The sequence below is a fragment of the Aquabacterium sp. genome, from assembly GCF_044226965.1.
Taxonomy (GTDB): Bacteria; Pseudomonadota; Gammaproteobacteria; order Burkholderiales; family Burkholderiaceae_C; genus Pseudaquabacterium.
Genome location: NZ_JBGAGA010000115.1, coordinates 1 through 11,343 on the forward strand (window position 1 = coordinate 1; position 11,343 = coordinate 11,343).

At 70.3% G+C, this 11,343-nt stretch carries 10 protein-coding genes and 1 pseudogene; 7 read left to right on the forward strand and 4 right to left on the reverse strand.

Going from position 1 to position 11,343, the window contains the following annotated elements:
* Positions 1-72 precede the first annotated feature (72 nt).
* Positions 73-928: pseudogene (locus tag ACILR4_RS28315) on the forward strand (protein adenylyltransferase SelO family protein).
* On the opposite strand, the gene ACILR4_RS28320 reads toward ACILR4_RS28315, so the two are convergent.
* On the reverse strand, positions 841-2,928 hold the full coding sequence (locus ACILR4_RS28320; RefSeq protein ID WP_395704239.1) for an SDR family oxidoreductase: 2,088 nt from the start codon (positions 2,926-2,928) through the stop codon (positions 841-843). The pseudogene ACILR4_RS28315 and the gene ACILR4_RS28320 overlap by 88 nt on opposite strands.
* A gap of 190 nt (positions 2,929-3,118) precedes the next feature.
* On the reverse strand, positions 3,119-4,054 hold the full coding sequence (locus tag ACILR4_RS28325) for a hypothetical protein (protein WP_395704240.1): 936 nt from the start codon (positions 4,052-4,054) through the stop codon (positions 3,119-3,121).
* A gap of 95 nt (positions 4,055-4,149) precedes the next feature.
* Here ACILR4_RS28325 and ACILR4_RS28330 point away from each other — a divergent pair, with 95 nt between their 5' ends.
* From ACILR4_RS28330 to ACILR4_RS28340, 3 genes are all read left to right on the forward strand, one after another.
* Positions 4,150-5,748 (forward strand): phospholipase D family protein, encoded by a 1,599-nt coding sequence (locus ACILR4_RS28330; protein WP_395704241.1) that lies wholly within the window; start codon positions 4,150-4,152, stop codon positions 5,746-5,748.
* 171 nt (positions 5,749-5,919) lie between these two features.
* Positions 5,920-6,489 carry a phasin family protein gene (locus ACILR4_RS28335; protein ID WP_395704242.1) on the forward strand — a complete coding sequence of 190 codons (570 nt, stop codon included), beginning with the start codon at positions 5,920-5,922 and terminating at the stop codon, positions 6,487-6,489.
* Between the two features lie 32 nt (positions 6,490-6,521).
* Positions 6,522-7,787 carry a patatin-like phospholipase family protein gene (locus tag ACILR4_RS28340; protein ID WP_395704243.1) on the forward strand — a complete coding sequence of 422 codons (1,266 nt, stop codon included), beginning with the start codon at positions 6,522-6,524 and terminating at the stop codon, positions 7,785-7,787.
* Here ACILR4_RS28340 and ACILR4_RS28345 read toward each other — a convergent pair.
* Positions 7,775-9,274: a carboxypeptidase M32 gene (locus ACILR4_RS28345; protein ID WP_395704244.1), complete on the reverse strand. Its 1,500-nt coding sequence runs from the start codon at positions 9,272-9,274 to the stop codon at positions 7,775-7,777. The genes ACILR4_RS28340 and ACILR4_RS28345 overlap by 13 nt on opposite strands.
* A 29-nt stretch (positions 9,275-9,303) precedes the next feature.
* Positions 9,304-9,786, reverse strand: coding sequence for a YqaA family protein (locus tag ACILR4_RS28350; protein ID WP_395704245.1), 483 nt, complete (start codon positions 9,784-9,786; stop codon positions 9,304-9,306).
* A gap of 102 nt (positions 9,787-9,888) precedes the next feature.
* Between ACILR4_RS28350 and dusB the strand changes: the two genes are divergently transcribed.
* The 3 genes from dusB to ACILR4_RS28365 form a co-directional block, all read left to right on the forward strand.
* Positions 9,889-10,935, forward strand: coding sequence for a tRNA dihydrouridine synthase DusB (gene dusB, locus ACILR4_RS28355; RefSeq protein WP_395704246.1), 1,047 nt, complete (start codon positions 9,889-9,891; stop codon positions 10,933-10,935).
* A gap of 7 nt (positions 10,936-10,942) precedes the next feature.
* Positions 10,943-11,179, forward strand: a complete 237-nt coding sequence (locus ACILR4_RS28360) for a Fis family transcriptional regulator (protein WP_395703322.1) — start codon at positions 10,943-10,945, stop codon at positions 11,177-11,179.
* A 30-nt stretch (positions 11,180-11,209) separates the two neighbouring features.
* On the forward strand, positions 11,210-11,343 hold a 134-nt coding region (locus tag ACILR4_RS28365), incomplete at its 3' end, for a hypothetical protein (protein WP_395704247.1).

The following is an 11,343-nucleotide window of genomic DNA, read 5'->3' on the forward strand; positions in this document are numbered from 1 at the left end:
GGCCCTGCGCCAGGCGCGCTGATCGCGGTGATGAACGTCGGCTTTATCCACGGCGTGATGAACACCGACAACATGACGCTCTCCGGCGAAACGATCGACTACGGCCCCTGCGCGTTCATGGAAGCCTACGACCCGGACGCGGTGTTCAGCAGCATCGACCATGGCGGCCGCTATGCCTATGCCAACCAGCCGCTGATCGCGCTGGAACCTGGCCCGCCTGGCCGAGGCGCTGCTGCCGCTGATGGTGAGCTCCGACGCCGAGTCCGAGGTGCAGCGCGCCGTGGCCCAGGTCACCGAGGCGATCGATGCCTACCCTGCGATGTACGCGGCCAAACTGCTGCAGGGCCAGCGCGCCAAGCTGGGCCTGTACGACGCCGCGCCAGCCGATGATGGGGCCGATGGCGCATTGGCAGAGGATTGGCTGGGCCTGCTGCACACGCAGGCGGTGGACTTCACGCTTGGCTGGCGTCGACTGGCCGACGCCGCGGAGGGCCGCGATGGGCCGCTGCGCGCGCTGTTCGCCGCCCCCGAGGCACTGGATCCCTGGCTCACCCGCTGGCGCGAACGCTGCGCGCGTGACGATGCGGCTGCCGGACCGGGCCCGCGCGGTGAGCGCGCCCTGCGCATGCGCCGCGTCAACCCCTGGCTGATCGCGCGCAACCACCGTGTCGAGGAAGCGCTGGCCGCCGCCAGCGACGACGGCAACCTGACGCCTTTCGACCAGCTGCTCGCGGCGCTGCAGCGCCCCTACGACGAGACGCCTGAACACGCAGCGTATGCCGAGCCCGCGCCGGCCGCGGTGACGGCCGGCTACCGCACTTTGAGGCGGGCTGACGGCCTTCACTTGAGCGCATCATCTGCTGGCGCCACGGGGGCCGCCTTCAGCGCCATCGCTGTCCGGGAACATGCGGAAGCTGGTGTTCCATGACGATCAGCGCGGATGCCGCGCATCATCTGCTGCAGCGCCATCGCCTCGGGGCTGAGCTTGGGCTTGTCGCCCTTCTCGCCACGCGCCGCATCGCTGTCCGGGAACATGCGGAAGCTGGTGTTCATGACGATCTGCGCCACGCGCGGCGCGAAGGCGTGCAGCAGCTGGCCGGTGATGCCCAGGCGGGTGGCGATGCGCACCGGCTTGTACACGCAGGCCTCGGCAATCATGTTGGCCGCCTCTTCCGGCGACAGCGTGGGCACGTTGTTGTAGATCTTGGTCGGCGCGATCATCGGCGTGCGCACCAGCGGCATGTTGATGGTCGTGAAGGTGATGCCCAGGTCCTGGTACTCGCTGGCCGCGCAGCGCGTCCACGCATCCAGCGCGGCCTTGCTGGCGACGTAGGCCGAGAAGCGCGGCGCGTTGGTCAGCACGCCGATGGAGCTGATGTTGACGATGTGGCCCTTGCGCTTCTTCACCATGCCGGGCAGCAGGCCCATCGTGATGCGCAGGCACCCGAAGTAGTTCAGGTCCATCGTGCGCTGGAAGTCGTGGAAGCGGTCGTAGCTCGATTCGATCGCGCGGCGGATCGAGCGGCCGGCGTTGTTGACCAGGAAGTCGACGCCGCCGTGCTCGGTTTCGAGCGTCTTGACGAACTCGGCGCAGCCGGCCTCGTCGGCAATGTCCACCGAATAGCTGTAGACCTGGGCGTCCTTGCCGGCGAAGGCCTTGATCTCCTTGACCGCCTCGGCCAGCTTCTCCTCGCCACGCGCGCAGATGATGGTGACCGCCCCGGCCTCGGCGAACTTGCAGGCCGCGGCCAGGCCGATGCCGGAGGAGCCGCCGGTGACGAGCACCACCTTGCCGGCCACCGAGCCCCGCAGGCTGCGGTCGATGAACAGGTCGGGGTCGAGGTGGCGTTCCCAGTAGTCCCACAGTCGCCAGGCGTAGTCGCGCAGGTTCGGGCAGCGGATGTCCGAGCCTTCCAGGGCCTTCAGCGTCTCGCGGCAGTCGAAGCGCGTGGGGTAGTTGACGAAGCTCATCATGTCCTCGGGCAGGCCGAGGTCCTTCATCACCGCGTGGTACACGCGGCGCACCGGCGCCACCGCCATCAGCCCCTTCTTCACGCTCTTCGGAATGAAGCCCAGCAGCGCGGCATTGACGAACAGGTTCATCTTCGGCGCATGGGCGGCGCGGCTGAAGATGTCCAGCACGTCGCCGACGCGGTAGCCCACCGGGTCGACGAGATGGAAGCACTTGCCCTTGATGTCGTGCCGCGCGTGCGAGATGTGGTCCAGCGCCGCGACGACGAAGTCCACCGGCACGATGTTCACGCGCCCGCCCTCCAGGCCCACCGTGGGCATCCACGGCGGCAGCATCTGGCGCAGGCGCTGGATCAGCTTGAAGAAGTAGTACGGCCCGTCGATCTTGTCCATCTCGCCGGTGGTGGAGTCGCCCACCACCATGGCCGGGCGGTACACCGTCCAGGGCACCTTGCACTCCTTGCGCACGACCTTCTCGCTCTCGTGCTTGGTCATGAAGTACGGGTGGTCCAGGCCTTCGGCCTCGTCGAACATGTCCTCGCGGAACACGCCCTCGTACAGGCCCGCGGCGGCGATCGAGGACACGTGGTGCACGTGCCTGGCATCGATGGCCTTGGCGAACTCGCACATGTTGCGCGTGCCTTCGATGTTGACCCGGATCTGGCTTTCCTCGTCGGCCGACAGGTCGTACACCGCGGCCAGGTGGTACACCCCGTCGACCTGGCCCTTCAGGGCCTTGATGTCCTCGGCCGAGACGCCGAGCTTCTTGGCGGTGAGGTCGCCGGTGACCGGCTGCGCGCGCGCCTTGGTGACGCCCCAGAACTTGTACAGCTCGGCGAGCTTGCCTTCGCTGCCCTCGCGCACGAGGAAGGACACCGTGGCACCGCGGCGGGCGAGCAAGGCCTTGACGAGGCGCTTGCCGATGAAACCGGTGGCGCCGGTGACGAAATAGTGCATGGACTCCTCCAGGGGGGGGCAATGGGGTTGGTTCGGCGCCAATTCTTAGGCATGTGCGAACCGTCCCCGTTGCGCGGTAACCCCAACAGGCCCGCGCAGGCGGGCCTGGTGCCCAACAGGCCCGGCGCAGGTGGGCAGGAAGCGGCCCGGCCCGCGGCGCTTCACGCCGCAATGGCCTCGCGCAGGCGCTTCACGCCGCAATGGCCTCGCGCAGGCGCGCCAGCGGCGCGTCGGCCTGCAGGCGTGCCAGGCCATCGGCCTGCAGCGTCACGCCCAGGTCCTGCCACAGCGCCGGCAGGTCCACCGGCGCGGGGCAGTCCTTCAGCAGGGCGTACAGCTCGCCGAAGGTGGTCTGGCCCACCGCGGCATCGGCCACCGCCAGCGTGCGTTCGATCGGCCAGGCCACCGCATAGCTGCCGCCGGCGGCCAGCACGCCGCGCAGCGCATGTTCGAGGCCCAGCGCGCCGCCGCTGCGGCGTCGGACCTGCACGTCGGCCAGCAGGCAGAAGATGGCGCCGCCCCAGTAGGTGCGGCCCCAGGTGGGCGTGTGGTCGAGGCCTTCGTCGCCGTCCTTCGGCTGGCCTTGCGGCATGTCGTGGGCCAGGGCCCCCCACAGCTGCGGCGCCGGCAGCAGGCCGGCGCGGGCGCGGGCAATGCCTTCCACATAGGTGGCCAGCCCTTCCTGCAGCCAGCCATGGCGGCGCGGCACGCGCGGAATGGCCAGGTGCACCATTTCATGCACCAGCACCCAGTCGTCGTGGAACTGCGGCTCGCCGGTGTCCACCCCCAGGCGCAGGCGCACGTACGGCGACGGTTCGCCGAAGGTGGTGCCGCCGCGCACCCCCGCGCCCGGGGTGGGCAGCAGCAGCAGTTCCACCTGCGGCTGCGGGAAGCGGCCGAAGTAGGCCACCACCGCCTGGGCCGACCGCTCGACCCACTGGCGCGCGCGCCCGCGCAAGGGCTGATCGAAGCCGGGCGCGAACTGCAGCTCGATCTGGCTGCCCGCAACGTCCAGCCGGTCGATCACCGGCTGGTCGGCCTCCTCGGCGGCGCGCGCGGGGGGCAGCAGCAGCGCGGCCGCCGCCTGCAGCAGGCGGCGCCGCGCGCTTGCGGCCCCGGTGTCCATGGGCTGCATTCTGCGGCCGGCGTCGCCGGGCTGCGACAAAGCCTGCACAGCCGCCCGGTTCATCGCCAAAATCCAGGGCTGAACCCTCGATCGCCATGCCAGCCGCCCACACCCTGCTGTCCCGCCTCCTGCCCTGCGTGCTGTGGCTGAGCCTGTTGCTGATCACCGGCTGCGCCACCAAGCTGCCCGAGATCAACCGCGAGGCCATCGCCAGCGAGGCGATTCCCGCGTCGCCCAAGACCATGCTGTCCTACGTGGTCGCCAATTCGACGCCCGACCCCGCGCTCAGCGGCTTCCGGCTGATGCCGCTGGGCCTGTTCTCGCTCGACACCCGGGTGCAGCTGGCGCGCCGCGCCGAGGTGTCGCTGGACGTGCAGTACTACCACTTCGCCAATGACGAGACCGGCCGCTGGCTGCTGCGCGCGCTGCGCGACGCGGCCAACCGCGGCGTGCGCGTGCGCCTGCTGGTGGACGACTTCTACACCGGCGGAGACGACGACCTGTTCCTCTCGTTCGCGGCGCACAAGAACGTCGAGGTGCGGGTCTTCAACCCCTTCTGCTGCGCGCGCGATTCGGGCCAGGCCACGCGCTTCCTGGCCTCGGTGGGCGACTGGGGCCGCGTGAACCACCGCATGCACAACAAGCTGTTCATCGCCGACGGCATCGCCGCGGTGATCGGCGGGCGCAACGTGGCCAACGAGTACTACCTGCGCGGCGAGAACGACAACTTCATCGACCTCGACGCGCTGGTGGTCGGCCGCATGGTCGAACCGCTGGCCGCGCTGTTCGACCGTTACTGGAACAGCGACCCGGTGTACCCGTACAGCGCGGTGGCGCACAGCGCGATGGACAAGCAGGCGCTGCTCGCCTACTTCGAGCGCGTCACCGGGCCCGAGAACACCCCGCCGCCGCCGCCGCTGCCGCCGAACGACATCCTCGGCTACGGGCCGATCGCCGACGACCTGCAGGACGGCCGCCTGGGCCTGATCTGGGGCGAGGGCTATGTCTTCGCCGACCACCCGGACAAGCCCTTCGACGGCTCGGTGGGCGGCGAGCTGCTGGAAACCAGCGTCACCTACAACGTGGTGGAGGCGATGAAGCTGGCCAAGACCGAGGTGGTGGCTTCCTCGCCCTACTTCGTGCCCGGCCCGCGCGGCATGGAGCTGCTGCGCGCGCTGCGCGCCCGCAACGTGCACCTGAGCGTGCTGACCAACTCGCTGGGCTCCACCGACGAGCCGGTGGTGCACCTGGGCTACAGCCGCTACCGCGAGGAGATGCTGCGCCTGGGCGTCGAGCTCTACGAGCTGAGCGGCGCGCGCGTGAAAAAGAACAAGCGCCCGTTCCATTTCGGTTCCAGCCTCGGCCGGCTGCATGCCAAGCTAGTGGTGATCGACAAGCGCATGTCCTTCATCGGCTCGATGAACCTCGACCCGCGCTCGGCCACCATCAACACCGAGCTGGGCGCGGTGATCGACAGCCCGCAGCTGGCCAAGGAGCTGCTGCGCGTGATCGACCTCGACCGGCTGCAGAGCGCCTACCGCGTGCGGCTGCGCGCCAACGGCCAGGGCCTCGAGTGGATCGGCACCGGCGTCGACGACGACGAGGAGGTGCTCGACCACGAGCCCGATGCCTCGCTGTGGCTGCGCATCAAGACCTGGCTGCTGAGCCCGCTGGTGCCTGAAGAGCTGCTGTAGCAGCGTCTGGCGTTTTCAAGGGTTGTCCCTAGGGCCGGCGCCCTAGCGAATTAGGCTGTGCCCTCGACCACCACTGCCTACACTGCGCCGCAGCGGGTGGTTCCTCGAGCGGGCCGCCCCATCCCCGTCCCCAAGCGCCCATTCGAAGGGCCCCAATCGAAGGAAACCAAGATGGTCAAGAAGCTCCAAAAGATGGCTGCGCAGAAGGCTGCCTCGCCTGCCGGCCTGTTCGACAGCCAGCTCGCGCAGACGGTGAAGGACTCGGCCCAGCAGATCTGGCTGGCGGGCCTGGGTGCGTTTGCCAAGGCGCAGGGCGAAGGCATGAAGCGCTTCGAGACCCTCATCAAGGAAGGCACCAGCCTGCACCGCAAGACGCAGGCGGCCGCCGGCGAGAAGCTGGGCGACATGGCCGGCAAGATGTCGGCGATGGCCGGTGAGGTCGGCCACAAGGCCAATGCGCAGTGGGACAAGCTCGAGTCGATCTTCGAAGAGCGCACCGCCCGCGCGATGAGCAAGCTGGGCGTGCCCACCGCGAAGGACGTGGCCGCCCTGACCGAACGTGTGGATGCACTGGCCGCCGCGGTGACCAAGCTGGGCGGCAGCGTGGAAGCGCCGGCGAAGAAGGCCGCCCGCAAGGCCCCGGCGAAGAAGGCCGCCCCGGCCGCTGCGCCCGAGGTCGTGGCCAAGCCGGCAGCCAAGCGCCGCGTGGCCCGCAAGGCCGCCGGCAGCAGCGCGGCCTGAGGCCTGCGATGGCGCTGAAGGTCGGGCGCTGAATGCCCACCGCCCGCGGCCCGAAGGGCGCTCGCATCGGCTTGGCCCTGGCCGGCGGCGGGCCGCTGGGCGCGACCTGGGAGATCGGTGCGCTGTGCGCGCTGGAAGAGGCCGTGCCCGGCCTGGACTTCAGCGCGCTCGACGGCTATGTCGGCGTCTCGGCCGGCAGCTTCATTGCCGCGGCACTGGCCAACGGCATGCGGCCGCGCCAGCTCTGCGCCTCGTTCATCGAGAACGACCCGGCCGTCGGCAGCGACCTCGTCAGCCCGACGCTGTTCGTGCGGCCCGCGGTGGCCGAGCTGGCCGGCCGCGTGGCGCGCCTGCCCTGGCTGTCGGTGCTGGCCGCAGGGCAGCTGGTGCTGGGCCGGCGCTCGCTGATCGGCACCATCGAGCGCCTGGGCCGCGCGCTGCCCACCGGCCTGTTCAGCACCGAGCCGCTGCAGGCCCGCCTGCAGCAGGTGTTCTCGGCACCGGGCCGCAGCAATGACTTCCGCCGGCTGAAGCACCGCCTCGTCGTCGTGGCCACCGACCTGGACAGCGGCGAGGCCGCGCCCTTCGGCCTGCCGGGCTGGGACCATGTGCCGATCTCGCGCGCGGTGGCCGCCAGTGCGGCGCTGCCGGGGCTGTTTCCGCCGCAGGCCATTGGCGGGCGCTGGTATGTGGACGGCGCGCTGAAGAAGACGCTGCATGCGCGCGTGCTGCTCGACCAGGGCCTGGACCTGCTGCTGTGCCTGAACCCGCTGGTGCCCTTCGACGCCACGCATTCGCTGCGCCACCGCGTGCTCGAAGGCGGCGCGCGCATCCCGCGCATCGTGCAGGGCGGCCTGCCGCTGGTGCTGAGCCAGACCTTCCGCACGCTGATCCATTCGCGGCTCGAACTCGGCCTGAAGGGCTACGAGACCTCGCATCCGCACACCGACATCGCGCTGTTCGAGCCCGACCAGCGCGACCCGCAGATGTTCCTGGCCAACATCCTCAGCTACTCGCAGCGTCGGCTGGTGGCCGAGCATGCCTACCAGCAGACGCGCGAGGACCTGCGCTCGCGCCGCAGCTCGCTGGGCGCGATGCTGGCGCGCCATGGCCTGGCGATCGACGATGCGGTGCTGAACGACGCCCAGCGCCAGCTGATCGCCGACGCGCCGCGGCGCGGCCGGCGCCATGCGCTGGCCACGCCGCTGAAGCGCCTGGACACGGTGCTCGACGACCTGGAAGCCGCGCTGGCCGGGTTGGCCGAGGAGGCCGAGGTGGCCGCTACTCAGCCCAGGTAGCGCGCTTCGAGGTGCGCCTTGAAGTGCGCCGGGTTCAGCGCCTCGCCGCTGGCGCGGATCGCCAGCTCGTCGGTGGTGTAGCGGCTCGCCGGCAGCCAGATGTGCTGGCGCAGCCAGTCGAACACCGGCGCCAGGTCGCCCGCGGCGATGCGTGCGTCCAGGTCCGGCAGGGCCCGCCGCATCGCCGCGAACCACTGCGCGGCGTACATCGCGCCCAGCGAATAACACGGAAAGTAGCCGAACAGCGATTCGGGCCAGTGCACGTCCTGCAGCGGCCCGTTGCGGTAGTTGCCGCGCGTGTCCACGCCCAGCAGTTCCATCATCTTGGCGTCCCACAGCGCCGGAATGTCCTCGGGCTCGATATCGCCTTCGATGAGCGGCCGCTCGATCTCGTAGCGCAGGATCACATGCGCCGGGTAGGTCACCTCGTCGGCATCGACGCGGATGAAGCCGGGCTTCACGCGCGTCACCAGCCTGTGCAGGTTGCCGGCCTCGAAGGCCGGCTGCTCGCCGAAGGCCTGGCGCACCAGCGGCGCCAGCAGCCGCGCAAAGCCCGGGTGGCGGCCCAGCTGCATCTCGAAGCTCAGTGACTGGCTCTCGTGGATCGCCATCGAGCGGGCCAGCGACACCGGCTGGCCCAGCAGCTCGCGCGGGCGGCCCTGCTCGTAGCGGCCGTGGCCGGTCTCGTGGATCGTGCCCATCAGGCTGACCAGGAACTCGTCCTCGCGGTAGCGCGTGGTCAGGCGCACGTCCTCCGGCGCGCCGCCGGAGAACGGGTGGCTGCTCACGTCCAGCCGCCCGGCATCGAAGTCGAAGCCCAGCAGGCGCATCGCCTGCTCGCACAGCACACGCTGCGCCGGCACCGGGAAGGGCCCGACCGGTGCGATCACCGGCTCGCGCGACTGGCGCTCGGTGACCTCGCGGATCAGGCCCGGCAGCCACTGCCGCACCTCGCCGAAGATGCGGTCGACCTGCGCGCAGGTCATGCCCGGCTCGAAGCGGTCCATCAGGGCCTCGTACCGACCGCAGCCGGCCTGCTCGGCCAGCAGCGCGGCCTCTTCGCGCGCGGTGGCCAGCACCTCGCGAAAGGTGTCGACGAAGCCGGCCCAGTCGTTCGCCGGCCGCTGCGTGCGCCAGGCATGCTCGCAGCGCGAGGTGGCCAGCTGCGCGCGCTGCACCAGCGATTCGGGCAGCGCATTCGACTGCCGCCACTCGCGCTGCATCTCGCGCAGGTTGGCGCGCTGCAGCGCATCGAGCGGCTCCTGCTCGGCGCGCGCAAGCTCGTCGCGCAGCTTCGGGTCGGTGCGCATGCGGTGCATCAGCGCGGCCATCTCGGCCAGCGCGGCGCCACGGGCCTGGCTGCCACCCGGCGGCATGTTGGCGGCCTGGTCCCAGTAGGCGATCGACTGCAGGTGCTGCAGATGGTGCAGCCGCTGGAACGTGGCCGCCAGGGCCTCGTAGGCCGGCGTCTTCAAGGAGGTGCTCATGGCGCGCGATTCTCGCGCGGCCCTCGGGCTCAGGGCGTCAGCTGGCCCGGCCAGATCCACAACAGGACGGCCGTCATCGTGATGTAGCGCGCCAGCTTGCCGACGGCCATGTACAGCACGCAGGGCCAGAACGGCAGCTTCAGCCAGCCGGCGACGGCGCACAGCGGATCGCCGACGATCGGCAGCCACGACAGCAGGCAGGCCCTGGCGCCGAAGCGCTGCAGCCAGGCCAGCGCGCGCGCCTGCGCCGGCTTCTGCGCGACGCGCTCGTACACGCGCTCGGCGCCGTAGCCCATCCACCAGGTGATCGCGCCGCCGATGGTGTTGCCGGCGGTGGCCACCAGCACCGCGGGCCAGAACAGCGATTCGTTGAGCTTGACCAGCGCCAGCACCGCCGGCTCCGAGCCCATCGGCAGCAGCGTGGCCGAGACCAGCGCGATCACGAACACCGCCGGCAGGCCGACGGTCGGCAGCGCCAGCGCGGCGAGCATCGCGGGGATCCAGTGGTCCATGGCCTGCATGATAGGCAGGGCGCCGATGGCCCCGTGGCCGACCCGGCGCGCTTACATCCGGCCGCTATACTCCTGCCTCCTTTTTCAGCAGCCCCACCCCCCTTGTCTCGCTTCCAGATCGGCCCGTACGAGCTGCCGAATCGCCTGTTCGTCGCGCCGATGGCGGGTGTGACGGATCGGCCGTTCCGCCAGCTGTGCCGGCGGCTTGGCGCGGGCTATGCGGTGAGCGAGATGGTGACCTCGCGCAAGGAGCTGTGGCACACGCTGAAGACCAGCCGCCGTGCCGACCACACCGGCGAAGCGGCGCCGATCGCGGTGCAGATCGCCGGCACCGACCCGGCGATGATGGCCGAGGCCACCGCCTACAACATCGATCGCGGCGCGCAGATCATCGACATCAACATGGGCTGCCCGGCCAAGAAGGTGTGCAACGTGTTCGCCGGCTCGGCGCTGATGCGCAACGAGCCGCTGGCGCTGGCGATCGTCGAGGCCGTGGTGGCGCAGGCCGCGCCGCGCGGCGTGCCGGTGACGCTGAAGATGCGCACCGGCTGGTGCGACACCGAACGCAATGCGCTGACCCTCGCGCGCGCGGCCGAGGGCGCCGGCATCGCGATGCTCACGGTGCACGGCCGCACGCGCGAGCAGGGCTACAAGGGTGCGGCCGAATACGACACCATCGCCGCGGTGAAGGCCGCGGTGCGCGTGCCGGTGGTGGCCAACGGCGACATCGATTCACCGGCCAAGGCGCAGGCCGTGCTCGCCCACACCCAGGCCGATGCGCTGATGATCGGCCGCGCGGCGCAGGGTCGGCCATGGATCTTCCGCGAGATCGCGCATTACCTCGCCACCGGCGAGCTGCTGCCCCCACCGCCCACGCGCGAAGTGAAGCAGTGGCTGGTCGAGCACCTGCACGAGCACTATGCGCTTTATGGCGAGTACCTGGGCGTGCGCACCGCGCGCAAGCACATCGGCTGGGCCGTGCGCGCGCTGCCTGGCGGCGAAGCCTTCCGCGCGGTGATGAACACGCTCGACAGCATCGACGCGCAGGTGGCCGCGGTGGCCACCTTCTTCGACACGCTGGCCGACACCCACCGGCTGCTGCCGCAAGGCCTGGCCGCCAACGACGACCTGCTGGCCCTCGAGGCCTGAGCGAGACATGAGCAAGAAGAAGATCGAGGAGTGCATCCGCGACAGCCTGGAGCAGTACTTCAAGGACCTGCGCGGCACCGAACCGCATTCGGTGCACGACATGATCGTCGGCGTGGTCGAGAAGCCGATGCTCGAGGTGGTGATGAAGCACGCCGAAGGCAACCAGAGCAAGGCTGCCGAGTGGCTGGGCATCAACCGCAACACGCTGCGCCGCAAGCTGCTCGATCACAAGCTGATCAAGTGATTTTCGTTTCCCGCACCTGAAGTACCGCCCATGACCACTGCCCTGCTCTCGGTCTCCGACAAGACCGGCATCGTCGACCTCGCCCGCGCGCTGCACCAGCGCGGCGTGAAGCTGCTCTCCACCGGCGGCACCGCGCGCCTGCTGGCCGACAACGGCCTGCCGGT